Raw genomic sequence first — 18,420 nt, 5'->3', positions numbered from 1 at the left:
AAGTTTCCTGCCGCTTGGCGTACAAGCAGCGGGGCCGGACCGTGTCCGGCCCAACACGATCAGTTATACCATCTTTTCGGCTCGCGTCAATAGCAAATCCTATAGGTAAGTGTTAGAGTGATAGGCATGCATAATAAAGAGTATCGCCCTACACTTGCTCAGCTGCGTACCTTCGTCACCGTTGCGGAAAACAAGCACTTTGGTACCGCAGCCGCCAAACTCGAAATTTCCCAGCCCTCCCTCTCCCAGGGCCTCGTTGCCCTCGAGCAGGGCTTGGGCCTGCAGCTTATTGAGCGCTCCACCCGCAAGGTCATCGTCACCTCGGCTGGTGAGACCCTCCTCCCCTACGCCAAGGCAACGCTTGAAGCAGCCGATACCTTCCTCGCCCACGCTCGCGGCGCCAACGGCACCCTTGCCGGCCCACTAACGATCGGCGTTATCCCCACCATCGCCCCCTACATCCTCCCCGATCTGCTCTCCATGCTTGCCGAGGCCTACCCGGATCTCCAGCCGCGCTTCGTCGAGGAGCAAACCCAACACCTCATCACCCGCCTGCGCAACGGCAACCTGGACCTAGCCATCATGGCCCTTCCTTCCGAGGCCACCGGCATGGTCGATAGCCCGCTTTACACCGAGAAATTCTCCATTGTCTGCCCTCCCGATCACCCCATCGCCGGCCGTGAGGACGTCGAGCTTGCGGAACTCAAGGACCTGGATTTGCTGCTGCTTGACGACGGCCACTGCTTGCGCGACCAGGTAGTCGACCTTTGCCGCCACGCCAATATCAACCCGGCCGAGGCCACCAATTCGGTCACCCGCGCCTCCTCCCTGACCACCATCATGCAGCTGGTCATGGGCGGGCTGGGCTGCACCCTCGTCCCAGAATCCGCCCTGGCAACCGAATGCCACGGCAAGGATGTAGCCGTAGCCCACTTCGCCCCCGACGTCACAGCCGAACGCGAGGTCGGCCTCGTATTCCGTTCCTCCGCCGCCCGCGCCGAGGAATTCCGCGAATTCGGCACGCTCATCACCGCCGCCTATAACAAGGCGATTGAGCGCTCCCGGCAGTAATCGTTCACGGCAAGCCCCACGGGGGCGTCGCCAAGCACACCAAAGGCCACCGCCCCTAACTGGAACGGTGGCCTTTAACTGTGGTGCGCTACGCCTGCGGGAGAGTATTGCGCCCCGCGCACTGGCGGAACATGTGCGCCTGTGCCAAGAGCGTAACCGGATACGCCACGATAAGGCCGATGCCCAAAAGCAAGAAGCCGGCAACAATGATGAAAAAGTTCAAAATGGCAAGCAGCAACATCTGGCCATAGTTGTCCTTGCCTGCCTTAAAGCCATTCTTTACTGCTTCGCCAACGCCATCGCCGTCAGCCGCAAACCACTGCATCAGTGAGAAAAGTGGTTGAATAAAGAAACTAATCACCAAAAGTACGCCCATGATGCCCATGACGCTTAATACTGCCGCAACTGCTTCTTCCTCCGTGAGATTCTCGGCGTCACCAAGCAGCCCAGTGACGGTTCCACCTACTACAGAGAATACAATGAACATCGACACCGCCCCGATGACGAGCATGATGACCAGCGGCTGCCACCAACGCACGTTCTTAAACAGGTAGCCCCAACCGGTGCGAGAGTCATCAATCTGGAAAAGCGCCAGGCGCATAACTACCAGCGACAAAACAAGGCTTAGGACAGTCGAAATGAGTTGAGAGACCAAAGAGCCTGCGGTTGCCTGACCCGCGCCGGAGTCGCCCACAGCATTGATGCCAGCTGCAATAACAACAAAAACAATGCCTAGCGCAAAAAGCGCTAGAGATCCCAAAATCCACAGCTTCCAATTGCTAAAGACGGTCCTAAACGCCCAAGAAACGGCGTCTACGGCAGAGACCTTGCCGGTATATGGGCGCTGGCCTGCTTGGTAGCCCACATAGCCCTGGGTGTTTTCTTCATGGCTTCCGCCATAGGACGGAAGCTGTCCGTAGTTTGGTCGGTCCTCGGGGTGATCGGTCGGTTCGTAGCGCGGAAAATCATCATTTCCACCCGAATACGGGTTCGTCATAACCGGGGTTCCTCCTTAAGGAATGCGAATCAGTGCATGGATAAGTATTTTCACTTTAACAACTTTTCCTCATTTCAGGCGGGCAGGTAAACTCTGTGCCTAGTCATGACTATGAATGAAACCCCTTCCCGCGACGAGCTTTTCGCCGCACTCGAAAATGTCACCTTGGCCGAAGCCCGCTCCTTCCGCCGCCGCCTGAAAAAGGCCCGTGCCCCGAAAGCGCTCCAAGAAATCGGCGCTGAAATCCACGCTGCGGCTGAGCGCGTCGCGCTTACCGACGCCGCCGTCCCCACCATCACCTACCCCGACGCCCTCCCCGTCACAGCCCGTAGAGACGACATTGCCGAGGCCATCCGGGATAACCAGGTAGTCATCATTGCCGGCGAGACTGGCTCCGGTAAGACCACCCAGATCCCAAAAATCTGTCTTGATCTGGGCCGCGGCCGCCGCGGACTAATCGGACATACCCAGCCACGCCGCATTGCAGCACGCACCGTGGCCGAACGCATCGCCTCAGAACTGGACCAAAAGATTGGCGAATCCGTCGGCTACGCCATCCGCTTTGATGATCGCGTCTCTGAGACCACCGCGGTGAAACTCATGACCGATGGCATCCTACTCGCCGAGATGCAGCGTGACCGCTTCCTCAACAAGTACGACACCATCATCATCGATGAGGCCCACGAGCGCTCCCTCAACATCGACTTTTTATTGGGCTATCTCAAGCGTCTTTTGCCCAAGCGCCCCGATCTCAAGGTCATCATTACCTCCGCAACCATCGATCCGGAAAGCTTCGCTGCCCATTTTGCCGACGCCGACGGAAACCCTGCCCCCATTATCGAGGTCTCCGGCCGCACCTACCCGGTAGAAATCCGTTACCGGCCCCTCGAGTTCGAGGCCGGCGGAAAGGTGGTGGACCAAGACCCGCTCGACGGTTTGACCGAGGCAATCGAAGAGCTGATGCACGAAGGCGACGGCGATATCCTTTGCTTCTTCCCTGGCGAACGCGATATCCGCGATGCCATGGAGGCCATCGAAGGCAAGAAGTGGAAAAACGTCGAGGTCACTCCCCTCTTTGGCCGCTTATCTAATCAAGAACAGCATCGCGTTTTCAGCGAACACCGTGGCCGCCGCATCGTGCTGGCCACGAATATTGCAGAAACCTCGCTTACTGTGCCCGGCATCCGCTATGTGGTTGATACCGGCACCGCCCGTATCTCGCGCTATTCCACGCGCACCAAAGTCCAGCGCCTGCCTATCGAGCCTATCTCGCAGGCCTCCGCCAACCAGCGCTCCGGCCGCTGCGGCCGCGTTGCCGATGGCATCGCCATTCGCCTCTATAGCGAACAGGACTTTGAAAGCCGCTCCGAATTCACCGACCCAGAAATTCTGCGCACCAACCTCGCCAGCGTCATCTTGCAGATGGTCTCGCTCAGGCTAGGCGACATCGAACAATTCCCGTTCATCCAACCGCCCGAGCACAAGGCCATCCGCGATGGCCTTAACCTCCTGCACGAGCTCGGCGCTCTCCACGACAAGCAGGATAAGCCCACGCTGACCGCTACTGGCCGCGACCTAGCGCGCATCCCGCTAGATCCGCGTATGGCACGCATGCTCATTGAGGCCAATACCAACGGATGCCTGGATGATGTCATGGTCATCGTCGCCGCCATGACCATCCAGGACGTTCGCGAACGCCCCCTTGATTTCCAGGCCCAGGCCGACCAAGCCCACGCCCGCTTCAAGGACAAGTCCTCGGATTTCTTGTCCATGCTTAAGCTCTGGGATTACATTAAACAAACCCGCAACGAGCAATCCGGCAATAAATTCCGCAAACGCATGAAGCAGGAGTTTCTCCATTACATGCGCATTCGCGAGTGGTTTGACCTGGTACGCCAGCTCAAGGACGTCGCCAAGCAGCTGGGCTGGACATACCAGGAAGGTACCGAGCGCCGCGCCGATGATATCCACATGTCACTCCTGTCAGGCTTGCTATCCAATATCGGCGCCCGCGATGGCAACTCCAAAGAATTCCAAGGCGCGCGCAACACCCGATTCCTGGTATTTCCTGGCTCCGCCTTGGCCAAAAAGCCGCCGGAGTTCCTCATGGCCGCCGAGCTGGTGGAAACTTCCCGCCTCTGGGCACGCGACGTCGCCACCATCGATCCCGCCTGGGTAGAAAAGCTGGGCGCAGACCTGCTCAAGCACAACTATTCCGAGCCCACCTGGTCCCGCAAACGCGCCGCCGCCATCGCTCACCAGAAGTCCACACTCTACGGTGTACCCATTGTGGCCGACCGCACCGTGCCCTACCACCGCGTCGATCCCACCGCCGCGCGCGATATGTTCATCCGCAACGCGCTCGTTGCCGGCGACTGGAATACCCACCACGCCTTCTTCAAAACCAATGCCCAAGCGCTTGACGACGCCGCCGCATACGAAGAAAAAGCCCGCCGCCGCGGCCTCATCGTAGACGAAGACACCCTCTTCGACTTTTATGACCAGCGCATCCCAGCAAATGTAACAACCGGCCGTCATTTCGACTCGTGGTGGAAAAAAGAACGCCGTCGCAACCCTGAATTGCTGGATTTTGATCCGACAAAGCTCATCGATGACTCCCACGAGGTCACCGAAGAATCCTTCCCCGACCACTGGAGAAAGGGTTCCATCGACTACGAACTAACCTATAAATTTGAACCCGGCGATCCACTCGATGGCGTTACCGTGATGGTACCCATCCCCATGCTCGCCGGCTTAGATACCGAAGGCTTCGATTGGCTCGTACCCGGCCTGCGTCTCGAGCTCGTAACCGAACTCATCCGCAGCCTGCCCAAGGCCCTGCGCCGCACTGTTGTTCCAGCGCCCGAATTCGCTGAGCGCGCCATCGACCGCCTCGTCCCTTATGAAGGCACCATCACCCAGCAGCTTGCCGACGTCCTCCATGAACTCGGCGGCCAAGGCATCAACGCCACCGATTTCCAGCCCAGCAAGCTACCGATGCACCTGCGGATGAACTACGGGGCCATCGACAAGCGCGGCAAGATCGTCGACTCCGACCGCGACCTCGCAGCGCTTATCCGCCGCCAGTCCGGGCATATCAAATCCTCTGTGTCCCGCGTCTCTCGCACCGCTGAGTCCACCGCTGTCAGCGAGTGGACCGACGATACTCTAGGTGCCATCGATGACACGGTTACCACCAACGTCGACGGCCACGAAGTCACGGCTTACCCCGCCCTCGTCGCCACAAAGGACGGCGTTGAACTCAAGGTACATCCCACCAAGGCCGCAGCCGATGCCGCTATGGTTACCACCACCCTTACCCTGCTTATGCGCGACATTGCGGTCAATACTGCACAAATGGTCAAGGGCCTGCCGCTGCAACAACGCGTCGCCGTCGACTCCTATCCCCACGGCGGCGCCGATGGCCTGGTCAACGACGCCCGCGTCGCGGCCATACGCGACCTGATGCTAGAGGCCGGCGGACCCGTCCGCACTCCTTCCGCTTTCCAGAAGCTCAAAGACACCATCAAGCCCCAGGTTCCGGGCCGTGTGCGTCAAGCGGTGGTGGCTATCGCCCCAGGACTCGCCGAGTATTCCAACCTGCGAGCCGAACTCGCCCACTGGGACGGTGCGGCAATCGATGACATGCGAGAGCAATTGGAGTTCCTCCTCCCCCGTAATGCCATCACAATCCATGGCATGTCCCACCTGCGTCATCTACCGCGCTATATCCAAGCCATGCGCATTCGCTTAGAGGACATGAACCTTGACCCTGACCGCGACGCGGACCGCCAGGCCGAGGTAGATAACGCCAAGGCCTACCTCGCCAACCGGCTGCGCAGCCTACCACCTGGCCGCGAAAAGACGCGCGAAGTCAAGGACATTCGCTGGATGGTGGAGGAACTTCGCGTTTCACTATTCGCCCAACGCCTCGGCACCGCTCACGCAGTGTCACTCCGCCGCATCCAGAAGGCCGTTGACAAATTGCGCTAGAAATCCTCTCGGTCGCGCCTTCGCATGAGACGAATTTCAGATTCGAAATCATCAGCGCTTTCAAAGGACTTGTAGACCGAGGCAAAACGCAGATAGGCCACCTCATCAAGATCGCGAAGCGGTTCCAAGATGGCCAGGCCAATCTCATTCGCGTTGACCTGAGAGGAACCATGCCCGCGTACGGTTTCTTCCACTTCTTGCGCCAGTTTTTTCAGGGCATCGTCACCCACATCTCGCCCCTGACAGGCGCGCCGTACGCCGCGAATCAGTTTATCTCGACTAAAAGGTTCCGCGAGTCCGTTCCGCTTGACCACCAACAACACGGCCTTTTCGACCGTGGTAAAACGCCCCTTACACGAAGCACACTCACGCCGGCGCCGAATCGACGCTCCAGCATCGACGACGCGGGAGTCAATGACACGGGATTGCTCATTATGGCAGAAGGGGCAATACACAGAGGTCCTTTCACTGACGTTGTTACCCCAGTAGTTTACTCGCCCAGCAGTCCGCCCAACCACCGAGCATAAGGCCACCGCCTCACTAATGCACTACAGCAGCCTCGACCTGTTGAATGTCTGAGGTCGGCGGTTGCGGTGCACTACTTCCTTCCGCCCCTCCCAATCCGCCTAGGAGCGTGCCCAAAAAGACCGCGATTCCAAACACGCCACCTAAAACGTAGTTACCTGTGTTCGACTTCACCGCGCTACGTTGAGCTCTCTGTGAAAGACCGTCGCCCCCGCCAGATTTCACTCGATTCGAACGATATGTCGTTCGATCTTCCACGCGGAGAGTTCGAACATACCGCGAATCACCGCTCCCTCGCGCCGCGCGAGAGGCATATCGATCCACGTCCCATACAGATGCGGGAGAAACCACTAGAGCGTCTGCAGAATTGCGCTTTGCCAGGTCATTTCGAGAATTAATAAGTAGAGACATGTTTTTCCTTTCGACGACCGAACTCACCATAGGCATCCCACTGGACACTTAATTTGAAACAGTCGCCATAATGTTCGATTTAGTTGGTACGTTCGATTTATAGCACCGCTTCGAATACTTGTCCACCCGTGGACACAAATCTCGAACATCTGTACTTTTCGTGCTACAAATGACTTGTGGCACTCTAAATCCGCCCACTAATAGACCGACAACGAAGTCACCCGACCCTACGTAGGAGCCAGCAATGGGCCGCAAGCCAAAAAAGTCCGCCGAGAAGACCGATTACGCATCCCTATCCGACCGCCAACGACGAATCCTCAATGTCATTAGTGACGCCGTCATGCTGCGTGGCTACCCACCAAGCATTCGCGAAATCGGCGATGCAGCAGGCCTGCAGTCCACATCCTCAGTTGCCTATCAGCTGAAGCAATTGGAAGAAAAGGGATTTCTCCGGCGCGACCCAAATAAGCCGCGTGCCGTAGATGTTCGACATCTCAACACAGACGAAGGCACCAAGAAGCCTGGCCGCAAGCCCGCTAAGCCCGAACAGCAGGTTCCCGAGGACGCAGGCGCTGTGTCTTATATTCCTGTGGTCGGTCGCATCGCTGCGGGAGCACCCATTACCGCTGAGGAAAACGTCGACACGTACTTCCCCATGCCTGACGAGGTTGTCGGCAGCGGCGACCTATATATGCTGCAGGTAGTCGGCGATTCAATGAAGGATGCAGGGATTCTCGACGGTGACTGGGTGATTATTCGCTCCCAGTCCGTTGCTGAGGAAGGCGAGTTTGTCGCAGCGCTGCTGGACGGTTCTGAGGCCACGGTTAAGGAATTCCACCGCGACTCGTCGGGCGTATGGCTACTTCCCCACAACGATGCTTACTCGCCCATTAATGGCGATGATGCAGAAATTATGGGCAAGGTTGTATCCGTGTTCCGCAAACTTTAAACACTCACCCAGCATCACTCCGCCCCGCAACGGCCGCCCCAGGCCGTGCGGGGCTTATTTGTGCGCATTTCTCATTAATATAGCTTCTCCGCCAGCCACCCCCATTTTGGCGCCATTTTGGACCCAGACAGCAAAGGAGAAGAAAATCCCACTTTCCCAATTTTTGCCCTGACCAGTTATTTTCGCACTTCGTAGCGCGGTGATAGCTGTGCAAATTTTTGCTTTAGTCCGGTTATTCCCGATTTTTGAGACAATGGACTAAGAAAAACAACATCGCGGGACTTTCCTATCCACAAAATCCGGGCATTTTTACCCCCGCTACTCCCCGCGGTGTGCTTAAGTCCAAGGAGGAATAATGTACGCAGAAGAGCGGCGCCGCCAGATAGCGTCTCTCACCGCCGTTGAAGGTCGCGTCAACGTCACTGAGCTATCCGAGCGCTTCGAAGTCACGGCCGAAACCATTCGACGCGATCTAGCGGTGTTGGATCGAGAGGGCGTCGTCCATCGCGTGCATGGCGGCGCAGTAGCATCCCAGTCCTTTCAAACTGCGGAACTTACCCTAGACACTCGGCAGCGTTCCGCTTCCGGCGCGAAAGCCGCCATCGCCCGAGCTGCGCTGGATTTTCTACCCCACGGCGGCGGCAGCATTTTCCTCGACGCGGGCACTACGATTAATGCATTTGCTGAGCTGATAGGACAGCAATACCCCCAAGGCCAGTTCAACATCGTCTCCAATAGTCTGCCCATCGCCTTGTCCTTAGCAGGCAGCGGAGTACCGGACGTCCAGCTGCTTGGCGGCACGGTTCGCGCGATCACCCAAGCTGTCGTCGGCGACACCGCCCTGCGCACGCTAGCGCTCATGCGCGCCGACGTCGCCTTCATCGGAACCAATGCCCTGACCCTGGATCACGGGCTTTCCACGGCCGATCCCCAAGAAGCAGCCATCAAGTCTGCCTTTGTCACCAACGCCCACAAGGTCGTAGTGATGTGCGATTCCAGCAAACTGGGCAATGACTACTTGGTAAGCTTCGCCCCCGCCGCTGATATCGATGTCGTCATCACTGACGCCGCAGCCCCCGATTCCTTCGTGGAGGCGCTGCGCGAGCACGAAATTGAAGTCGTGCTCGCCAGCGAATAATCCCCGCTCCTTTGCCCCAAGCTAGGCGAAGGACGCCATGGTTTCTACCACTGCAGTACGGGCAGCGTCAGGGCTTTCCGCATCCAATGCCACCTCAGCGAGCTGTTGACACTGTTCCAAGGTAATTTCTGCCAACTGTGCGCCTACGCCCGCTACTGCAGTAGACGCTGCGGACAGCGAATTCACGCCCAAGCCCGTAAGCACGCAGGCCAGCATGGGGTCAGCCGCTGCTTCTCCGCATACGCCTACCGCAACGTTATTGGCCTGGCCCACAATGCAGGTGTGCTGGATAAGTCGCAGCACGGCCGGCTGCCACGGGTCGGTCAGGTAGGCCAACTGCGGAGACAGACGGTCTGCAGCCATCGTGTACTGAGTCAGGTCATTGGTGCCGATGGATACGAAGTCGAGGTGCGGCATGATTTTATCCGCCATAAGCGCTGCGGCGGGAACCTCAATCATAGCGCCAGCAGTCAGGCCGCGTTCACGACACAAGTTGGCAAACCACTGCGCTTCGGTAGAAGTGGCAACCATGGGAGCCATCACCCACGTAGAGGCTTTATCATCACGGGCTTCGGCAGCCTGCGCAATTGCATCAAGCTGGCGGGTCAGCAAAGCTTCATTATCGCGGGCGATACGCAGACCGCGAACGCCCAATGCCGGGTTTTCCTCAGAGCTTAGCGTGGCATAAGAAATTGGCTTATCGGAGCCTGCGTCCAATGTGCGCACAACAACCTTGGATTCGGGGAAGGCCTTGAAAACCTTTCCGTAGATCTTTGCTTGTTCCTCCACGCTGGGCTCTTCGCTGGCCGAAAGGAAGGACAACTCCGTGCGATACAGGCCGATGCCTTCTGCCTGAGACTCCGAAGCGATGCGGGCGGCATTGCCATCAGCAACATTTGCCAGCAGCTGCACGCTGTGACCGTCCTTGGTCTTAGCTGGTCCGCGCCACTGAGCAACGCGTGCTGCACGCTCACGGTATTCAGCAACGGCCTTGGTGGAGGTCTCCGCATCAGCACCACAAGTCACGGTTCCTACTGCGCCATCGACAAATACCAGCGTGCCGCTTTCAATGTCGCCAAGCGAAGCGCCCACCGCCACGATGCACGGAATGTCCAATTGGCGCGCGATGATGGCCGTATGGCTAGTGGGGCCACCGAGCTCCGTAACAAGGGCTTTAATGTGTTTGGTATCTAGCGTTGCGGTATCGGCCGGGGCCAAATCATCTGCAAACAAGACGGCCTCGCCATCTACCAAAGGGAGGCCTGGCTCATCCTCACCACGTAGCTCAGCGATGACGCGGTCGCGTACGTCCTTCAAGTCGGTCGTGCGCTCGGCCATCACGCCACCAGCGGCTTCGAACATGGTGACAAACTTGTCAGTCGCGCCAACAGTGGCAAATTCCGCATTCCTACCGGTGCGGATATTCTTGCGCACTGTTTTGTGCCAGCCACGGTCCTTGACCATACCGGCGGTTGCAGTGAGAACCTCGGCCGCTTGGCCCTCTGCGGCTGCCGCGCGCTTCTCCAATCGATTAGCAACCGTATCTACGGCCGCAAGAAAGCGGTTGTACTCGGATTCACTCGCTTGCTCTGGGTCAATGCTTCCCTCGGTAGGCAGGGCCGGGCGAGGGCGGACCCACACGGCTTCGGCGTAGGCGACTCCGGCAACGACACCGGTGCCTTTGATTGTGGACTGAGACGCGTTTTCCATGAGCATACTTCCTTCGAAGATAGCGGTTATTGACTTCCAGAACACCACAAAACGGATAGAAAAGCAATGTATACCACAGTTTTCTGTTGACTTTCGGACACATTCGGACAAGAATCAACATTAAGGGCGGGCCATTCCCAAAGGTTCTCTCCAGCGGCGTTCGGCCCCAATATATAACCTGCGAAAGGGACAACTTGATTCTCACGCTGACCCCCAATCCCAGTATCGACGCCACCCTCGTACTCAGCGGGCCTTTAACTTCCGGTGGTGTCCACCGTGCCAGCGAGGTCACACAGGTTGCAGGCGGCAAGGGCGTAAACGTCACCCATGCCGTGCACCTAGCCGGCGAGCAAACCCTGGCACTTTTTCCGTCCCACGACTCCGATTCCTTCCTGAATCTCATCCACGCGGCCGGATTGCCTTCTTCGGCTACTGCTATGGATGGCTCCATTCGCGTCAACACCACCATCACCGAGCCCGACGGCACCACCACCAAGGTCAACGGCCCAGGCCCCGTGCTTTCCGACGCCGATGCCCAAGCCATTACCTCCACCCTCACCGCCCGCGCCCTCGCGGCCGACTGGGTGGTGCTGGCAGGTTCCTTACCGCGCGGCGTGGACACCGATTGGTATTGCGAGCTCATCTCCGCTGTCCGTGCGGCCGCACCACAGGCCCGCATCGCGGTAGATACCTCCGATGCTCCGATGCTGGCCATCGGGAAAAATCTCGAGTCTTCGGCACCCGATCTTATAAAGCCCAATGGTCTAGAGCTCGGCCAACTCACCGGCACCGACGGCCGCGAGCTGGAAACACAAGCCGCCCGCGGTGACTATTCGGGAGTGGTTAGCGCGGCACGCGACGTCGTCAAGCGAGGCATCGCAGAAGTGCTCGTCACCCTCGGTGGCGCCGGTGCCGTACTGGTTACGGCTGAAGGAGCATGGGCTGCCACTCCCCCTCCAGCCACCGTGAAATCCACCGTAGGTGCTGGAGACGCAGCGCTCGCCGGATACCTTCTCGGCCGCACCGCTGGTAAATCTCCGGCCGCAAGCCTTGCCCGATCCGTGGCCTACGGGACCGCGGCTGCATCCAAGCAAGGCACGCAATTTCCTCGTCCTGAAGAAATAGATATCGCTAATACCACCGTTAACTCGCTGGCCTAAGGAGCGCCCCAAAATGGCTTCCGAACTCATTACTACGGAACTTGTCGCCCTTGACGCCGACTTTGGCGACAGTGTTGACTCCGTCATTACCAACCTAGCCACGCTAGTCCACGACACCGGCCGAGCCACCGACGTCGCCGGATTGGCCCAACCCGCCATCGACCGCGAGACTAAAGCCGGCACCGGCGTACCCGGCGGTGTTGCCATCCCGCACTGCCGTTCCGAGGCTGTCACCGAACCAACCCTCGCATTCGCCCGCCTAGGCCGCGGTGTAGATTTCTCCGGCCCTGATGGAGACGCCCAGTTGGTCTTCCTCATCGCCGCTCCGGCCGGTGGCGGCAAGGCTCACCTAAAGATTTTGTCCAAGCTAGCCCGCGCCCTTGTCCGAAAAGACTTCCTCGAGGCACTGCGCAGCGCCCCCACCAAGGAAGAAATCGTTCGCCTTGTCTTGGATGTAGTCAACGCAGAAAAGCCAAAGAAGAAACCGGCCACCGAGTCGGCTGCCCCCGCCGCTGGTGCCGCCGGTACAGGCTCCTCCGCCGCCTCCAACGGCTCGTCCTCGGCCGCGACCCCAACTACCGCGGATTCTTCGGACAACGTCACCCGCATCGTGGCCATCACCGCCTGCCCTACCGGCATCGCCCACACCTACATGGCGGCCGACGCCCTCACACAGACCGCGGCCGAACGCGATGACGTAGCGCTGACCGTAGAAACGCAAGGTTCGTCGAATAATGAGTCCGTCTCCCAAGCCGCCATCGATGCGGCCGATGCGGTCATCTTCGCCACGGACGTTGGCGTACGCGACCGGGAGCGATTCGCTGGCAAGCCGGTAATTGAGTCTGGTGTCAAGCGCGCTATCAACGAGCCTGGCACCATGCTCGACGAGGCCGTCGCCGCCGCCCGAAACCCCCACGCGCACAAGGTATCCGGCACCGCTACCCGGGCCGATGCAGAAGAAGAGGGAAAGTCTCTCGGTTGGGGCAAGCGCATCCAGCAGGCCATCATGACCGGCGTATCCTATATGGTTCCATTCGTCGCGGCCGGTGGTCTTCTGCTTGCCCTTGGCTTCCTTTTTGGCGGCGCCGATATGGCAAACGGTTGGCAGGCATTGTCAACGGACTTTTCACTAGGCAATCTTCCTGGTCATGACGTAACCGTGGACGGCGAACTTATGCATTTCGAGCGCTCCGGGTTCTTGCTGTATCTCGGTGCTGTTCTTTTCGCCATTGGCCAAGCAGCGATGGGCTTTATCGTTGCTGCTCTTTCCGGTTATATCGCTTACGCGCTCGCCGGCCGTCCAGGCATCGCCCCAGGCTTCGCGGGCGGCGCGATCGCGGTTACCCTAGGTGCTGGTTTTATCGGTGGCCTGGTAACTGGTCTTCTGGCGGGCTTCGTCGCTTTGTGGATTGGCAATTGGAAGGTACCACGCTGGCTGGGCTCGCTTATGCCAGTTGTCATCATCCCACTACTGACCTCGCTCGTCGTCGGCCTTGCGATGTACCTACTGCTGGGCGCACCGCTGGCAGCCATCATGGATGGCCTGCAGAATTGGCTTTCGTCGATGTCCGGTTCCTCGGCCGTGCTCCTAGGAATCATCCTCGGCTTGATGATGTGCTTTGATTTGGGCGGCCCTGTCAATAAGGCGGCTTATCTCTTCGCTACGGCCGGACTTTCTACCGGCGACGAGTCCTCCATGCAGATCATGGCCGCGGTTATGGCCTCCGGCATGGTTGCACCGATTGCGCTCTCCCTGGCCACGTTCATCCGCAAGTCGCTGTTTACTCCGGCCGAGCAGGAAAACGGCAAGTCCGCTTGGTTGCTGGGCCTGTCCTTCGTCTCGGAGGGTGCCATCCCGTTCGCCGCGGCCGACCCCTTCCGCGTTATCCCTTCGATGATGGCCGGCGGCGCGGTGACAGGCGCGGTTTCGATGGCCTTGTCGGTCGGCTCCCGAGCTCCACACGGCGGTGTGTTCGTCCTCTTCGCCATCGACCCGTTCTGGGGCTATCTCGTCGCTATCGCGGCCGGTGTGGTTGTCTCGACCGCAGCGGTACTGGCAATGAAGCAGTTCTGGCCTAATAAAGCCGTCGAAGAAGCTGCTCAGAACGTGGCGGCATAAACCAAACACTCGTACACTGGATTGCAACAATCCCCATAAGAAAGGATCTTTTCCATGGCTTCCAAGACTGTAAAGGTAGGTTCCTCTGTAGGCCTACACGCACGTCCCGCCTCCATTATCGCGGACGCAGCTGGCGAGTTCGACGAAGACATCTTCCTCAACCTCGTTGGCGATGACGATGAAGATGAGACCGATGCGGCCTCTTCTTTGATGATTATGGCTCTTGGCGCAGAACAGGGCGATGAGGTTACTGTTACTTCCGACAACGAAGAAGCGGTAGAAAAGATTGCTGCCCTCATCGAAAAGGACCTAGACGCTTCCTAAGCCCTAAAACGGTTCGCTTTAAAGCTCCCCGCCTGTGTGGTGGGGAGCTTTTCGCTTGCCGACGCCACCTATCCCCACGGTGGCACCCAGCTCACCTGCCCGTTCACCCGGGCCAGCCGTCCTCGGCGAGGCGGGGCATTGGGGTCATCGTCATTGACTCCATTATGGTAGGGACAACAAGTCGCGAGGTTCGCAGCGTTAGTCTCTCCGCCGTGCTTCCACGCCTTCAGGTGGTGGACCTGGCATTCATCCGCGGGAAAATTACAGCTCTCCCACGGGCACACCGGGTTTAGCGCAGCCGCCATCAGCCGCTGCTTGTCGTTGGCTAGCCGCGAGGTTCGATAAAGGTTTACCGGCCCCTCGTGCGGGTGGACGAGTGTGACATAGCCGTGATCGCTTAGTGTCCGCGCCACGAGCTCCGCTCCCGTCATTTGAGCGCCATTGGTCAACTGCAGGGTAATTTCTTCGCCCCCACCGTCGACTATTCGGTCGAGCTCATCGAGGGTGAGCACTACCTGTGTCGTTACCGTCGTGCGTGCTGCATTCGCTTTCCCGAAAAAGAGGTCTTTGGCAGATTCCAGCGGCTTATTGGCATCCAATGCGGCGTGCATATCTGCTACATCGGCTGAATCCCCAGTAATGGTCAGCGACCACGGGCCGCCGGAACGACGGGTAATGCGCACGCCTTTTTCCGGTGTGCGGCGCGGGCGCAGCTCGCGGACCAAGGCCCGAGCACGCTTTTCTAGTGCTGTAGCGCTGCCGCGAAAGGCACACAGTTCGCAGCGTAGGGTCCAGGCATCTCGCTGCGTCGGCAAGCGCAGAGCGTATTTTTCAATGAGCAGCAGCACGTCGAGGGAATGAGTAGTCTGCCGCGCTGCTCGCTGTTTGGCAGAAAAGCCGCACTTGCCAAAGTAAGTATCGCACAGTCGTAGCAGGTCACGCGCGGCAATGTCGGAAGCACCCTGCGCGATGAGCTCGCGATCACTGAGCCCTTGAGCGGCGGCGACGATGTCCATTCCGGCGCTCATGGCGTCTAAGTATGCGTCCAATGCGGTCATGCCGCTGAGTTAAACAGCCTGCGCAAGCCCACGCGAGCCAGGCACAAGAGCGGTGTGGATAACCCGCGTTGCCCCGTCAACAAAATAGCCCGCCGCGGGCGCGCGGCGGGCAATTATCCACAGCAGAAAAATTAGTACTTGGCGGCGTAGCCTTCGCCGACGGAAGCGTATAGCTTCTTCATGATCGGATAGGCGACGATAATGCCCACTGAACCCCACGCGATGCCTTCCAGGGAAACCCCACCAACGCTGAGAGTCAGGTTGCCGATGCCCGCGATGAGCGCCACTGCGGCCGCGGTCAGGTTAACCGGGTTATTGAAATTGACCTTATTGTCCATCCAAATGCGCACACCCAACATGCCGATGAGCCCGTAAAGGACGATGCAGGCCCCACCGAGAACGCCGGTAGGAATGGTGAAAATCAGCGCGCCAAACTTCGGCACGAAAGCCAGAAGGATGGCGGTAAAGGCTGCTACCCAGTACGCGGCGGTGGAATAGACGCGGGTAGCGGCCATCACGCCAATATTTTCAGCATAGGTCGTGGTGCCAGAGCCGCCGAAGCCGCCAGCGAGGGTGGATGCGAGGCCATCGGCGATAAGGGCGTCACCGGCCAAGTCATCCAAGTCGCGCTTGGTCATCTCGGAAACGGCCTTGACATGGCCGACGTTTTCCGCGATGAGGACCACCAGCACGGGAAGCGCGACGGCAATGGCGGAGACGTTGAAGGAAGGTGCGTGGAATTGCGGCAGGCCCACCCACGGGGCGGCATCAATGGCCGCGACGGCGTCATCGCCGAGGTTGCCGGTGAGAGCGGCGAAAATCCAGCCCACGACCACGCCGAGGAGAATGGACAGGCGCGAAACCATGCCGCGGCCGGCGACGGTGGCCAGCAGGATTACCATCAGCGTCACCGCCGCCACGAGCGGCTGAGAGGCGAAGTTCTCGGCCGCATTCGGCGCCAAATTCAGGCCGATAAGTGCCACAATCGCACCGGTCACGGCCGGCGGCATGACGGCGTCCAACACGCGGCGGCCGGCGAACTTTACGGCGACGCCCACCGCGGCAAGGACAAGGCCAGTAACCAAAATGGAGCCGGCCTGCGCGGCGATGCCGTACTGCTGCGACGCCGAAAGAGGTGCGATGAACGCGAAGGAGGAACCGAGATAAGACGGCAATCGGTTGCGGGTAATAAGTAGGAACAAAATGGTTCCCAGGCCGGAGAAAAGTAGCGTCGTGTTGACTGGGAATCCGGTCAGGGTGGGAACTAGCAGCGTGGCGCCGAACATGGCCACCACGTGCTGCATACCGATGCCGATGGTGCGGCCCCAGCTGAGTCGTTCTTCCGGCGCCACCACCGCGCCTGGGGCAATCTTTTTACCGTCTCCGTGGACGGTCCAACCTTTTAAGCTCACGAGCCTTAATTATGGATCACCGGAGCTGGTTTAGGAAACTTCCTCCACGATGAATTCAGCGAGCTCACGGGCGGTGGGTGAGGGAAGGCGGACGTCGACAAGCGTGCCATCGGCCGTATACTCCTCGTGGCGCACCGTGCCCTCGGCATGCACGCGTGCCACCACATCCCCGCGCGTGAAGGGAACCTGCAGCTTAACGTGACTATCGCGGGAGTTGAGGAAGAGTTCCACACGCGCGGTAAGCTCGTCGATTCCCTCACCGGTACGGGCAGATACGTAGACGACGTCCTCATGGTCAAGAACGTGGCGCAGCTCAGCAAGCACCAGCGGATCGGCCTGGTCGATCTTATTGATCACGATAATTTCGGGCGGGGCCTGCTCCTCTGTCTCAGAGACGATGTCATAGATGACCTGATTGACCGCCTCAATCTGTTTTAGTGGGAACGGGTCTGAGCCATCGACCACGTGCAGCATAATATCGGCGGCTAGTACTTCTTCCAGGGTGGATTTAAAGGCCTCGACCAGCTGCGTGGGCAGGTGGCGGACGAAGCCGACGGTATCGGTGAAGACGACCTGGCGGCCGTCGGCAAGCGTGGCACGGCGAGTGGTGGGGTCCAATGTGGCAAAGAGCGCGTCTTCCACCAATACCCCGGCGCCGGTCATGGCGTTAATGAGGGAGGACTTTCCGGCATTGGTGTAGCCCGCAATAGCTATCTGTGCAATGGTTGAGCGTTGGCGCTTGGAACGCTTGACCTCACGTGCGGTCTTCATGGCGCGCAGTTCCTTGCGCAGGCGGGACATCTCCGTGCGGATGCGGCGACGGTCTGTCTCAATTTTGGTCTCACCGGGACCACGCAGGCCCACGCCGCCATTGGAACCGGCGCGGCCGCCTGCCTGGCGCGAGAGGTTGCCACCCCAACCACGGGTATGCGTATACAGGTATTCCAACTGCGCCAATGAGACTTGGGCCTTACCCTCTTTTGATTTCGCATGCTGGGCAAAGATGTCAAGGATGAGCATGGTGCGGTCAATGACCTTGGTGTTAAGCGCACGCTCGAGTGCGGTGAGCTGGCCGGGGTTAAGCTCACCATCGCAGACCACGGTATCGGCGCCGGTGGCCTCGACGATATCGCGCAATTCCTTCACCTTGCCGGAGCCGATGTAGGTGCCGGAGTCCGGCTTATCGCGCTTTTGGTAAATCATCTCCACTACTTCGGCGCCGGCGGTTTCGGTAAGCGCGGCCAGCTCGTCCATGGTGGCTTCCACTTCGGCCACGGTGCCTTCGGTCCACACGCCGACCAAAATGACTCGCTCGAGGCGCAGCTTTCGGTACTCCACCTCGTAGCCATCGGTAGTGTCCTCGGCGCGGATGGTGGTCTCACGGGTAACGCGGCGGAAGGCATTGCGCTCTGCCAGATCGAGGTCACCGGTGGTGGGCGTCGCCTCCGGCGTGGCCGGGGCGTCGTTATCGCGAAAGGCGCGGGCGAGGAGATCGTCGTTATTATGCTGGGAAAATTCGGTCATACTACCTTTCATTTTTGCATGTTGCGGCC

General features: G+C 59.2%; 13 protein-coding genes. 7 read left to right on the top strand and 6 right to left on the bottom strand.

Annotated features, from left to right (window positions below):
- Positions 1–126 precede the first annotated feature (126 nt).
- Positions 127–1,071: a hydrogen peroxide-inducible genes activator gene (locus WMP97_RS01635; protein ID WP_200288966.1), complete on the top strand. Its 945-nt coding sequence runs from the start codon at positions 127–129 to the stop codon at positions 1,069–1,071.
- An 88-nt stretch (positions 1,072–1,159) separates the two neighbouring features.
- Here the strand turns inward: WMP97_RS01635 and WMP97_RS01630 are convergent, their stop codons facing one another.
- Positions 1,160–2,068 carry a hypothetical protein gene (locus tag WMP97_RS01630; RefSeq protein ID WP_340439658.1) on the bottom strand — a complete coding sequence of 303 codons (909 nt, stop codon included), beginning with the start codon at positions 2,066–2,068 and terminating at the stop codon, positions 1,160–1,162.
- A gap of 105 nt (positions 2,069–2,173) precedes the next feature.
- Between WMP97_RS01630 and hrpA the strand changes: the two genes are divergently transcribed.
- Positions 2,174–6,061 carry an ATP-dependent RNA helicase HrpA gene (gene hrpA, locus WMP97_RS01625; RefSeq protein WP_340439657.1) on the top strand — a complete coding sequence of 1,296 codons (3,888 nt, stop codon included), beginning with the start codon at positions 2,174–2,176 and terminating at the stop codon, positions 6,059–6,061.
- Here hrpA and nrdR read toward each other — a convergent pair.
- Positions 6,058–6,516: a transcriptional regulator NrdR gene (gene nrdR, locus WMP97_RS01620; RefSeq protein ID WP_049361220.1), complete on the bottom strand. Its 459-nt coding sequence runs from the start codon at positions 6,514–6,516 to the stop codon at positions 6,058–6,060. The two genes, hrpA and nrdR, sit on opposite strands and share 4 nt — an antisense overlap.
- Before the next feature lie 725 nt (positions 6,517–7,241).
- Here nrdR and lexA point away from each other — a divergent pair.
- Positions 7,242–7,946, top strand: a complete 705-nt coding sequence (lexA, locus tag WMP97_RS01615; RefSeq protein WP_023021380.1) for a transcriptional repressor LexA — start codon at positions 7,242–7,244, stop codon at positions 7,944–7,946.
- A gap of 355 nt (positions 7,947–8,301) precedes the next feature.
- The gene (locus WMP97_RS01610) at positions 8,302–9,084 is read left to right on the top strand and encodes a DeoR/GlpR family DNA-binding transcription regulator (RefSeq protein ID WP_023021379.1); all 783 of its coding nucleotides are present in this window, start codon (positions 8,302–8,304) and stop codon (positions 9,082–9,084) included.
- Between the two features lie 21 nt (positions 9,085–9,105).
- Here WMP97_RS01610 and ptsP read toward each other — a convergent pair whose 3' ends face one another.
- Complete coding sequence (ptsP, locus tag WMP97_RS01605) at positions 9,106–10,794, bottom strand: phosphoenolpyruvate--protein phosphotransferase (protein WP_023021378.1); 1,689 nt, start codon at positions 10,792–10,794, stop codon at positions 9,106–9,108.
- Positions 10,795–10,988: 194 nt separating this feature from the next.
- On the opposite strand from ptsP, the gene WMP97_RS01600 reads away from it, so the two are divergent.
- The 3 genes from WMP97_RS01600 to WMP97_RS01590 are packed head-to-tail and all read left to right on the top strand — an operon-like array spanning position 10,989 to position 14,397.
- The gene (locus WMP97_RS01600) at positions 10,989–11,954 is read left to right on the top strand and encodes a 1-phosphofructokinase family hexose kinase (RefSeq protein ID WP_239207613.1); all 966 of its coding nucleotides are present in this window, start codon (positions 10,989–10,991) and stop codon (positions 11,952–11,954) included.
- 13 nt (positions 11,955–11,967) lie between these two features.
- Positions 11,968–14,073, top strand: a complete 2,106-nt coding sequence (locus tag WMP97_RS01595; protein WP_239207612.1) for a PTS fructose transporter subunit IIABC — start codon at positions 11,968–11,970, stop codon at positions 14,071–14,073.
- A gap of 54 nt (positions 14,074–14,127) precedes the next feature.
- The gene (locus WMP97_RS01590; RefSeq protein ID WP_023021375.1) at positions 14,128–14,397 is read left to right on the top strand and encodes an HPr family phosphocarrier protein; all 270 of its coding nucleotides are present in this window, start codon (positions 14,128–14,130) and stop codon (positions 14,395–14,397) included.
- A 68-nt stretch (positions 14,398–14,465) separates the two neighbouring features.
- On the opposite strand, the gene WMP97_RS01585 is transcribed toward WMP97_RS01590, so the two are convergent.
- The 3 genes from WMP97_RS01585 to hflX form a co-directional block, all read right to left on the bottom strand.
- Entirely contained in the window at positions 14,466–15,455 is a 990-nt protein-coding gene (locus tag WMP97_RS01585) for an HNH endonuclease signature motif containing protein (RefSeq protein ID WP_316330682.1), read from the bottom strand.
- A gap of 131 nt (positions 15,456–15,586) precedes the next feature.
- The gene (locus WMP97_RS01580; protein ID WP_301715680.1) at positions 15,587–16,867 is read right to left on the bottom strand and encodes a uracil-xanthine permease family protein; all 1,281 of its coding nucleotides are present in this window, start codon (positions 16,865–16,867) and stop codon (positions 15,587–15,589) included.
- Positions 16,868–16,897: 30 nt separating this feature from the next.
- On the bottom strand, positions 16,898–18,391 hold the full coding sequence (gene hflX / locus WMP97_RS01575; protein WP_340439656.1) for a GTPase HflX: 1,494 nt from the start codon (positions 18,389–18,391) through the stop codon (positions 16,898–16,900).
- Positions 18,392–18,420: the final 29 nt, after the last annotated feature.

This window comes from Corynebacterium sp. KPL4072, assembly GCF_037908395.1.
GTDB classification, from domain to species: domain Bacteria; phylum Actinomycetota; class Actinomycetes; order Mycobacteriales; family Mycobacteriaceae; genus Corynebacterium; species Corynebacterium kefirresidentii.
The sequence above is the reverse complement of the archived record's forward strand: the minus strand, read 5'-3'. Positions and strand labels throughout refer to the sequence as shown.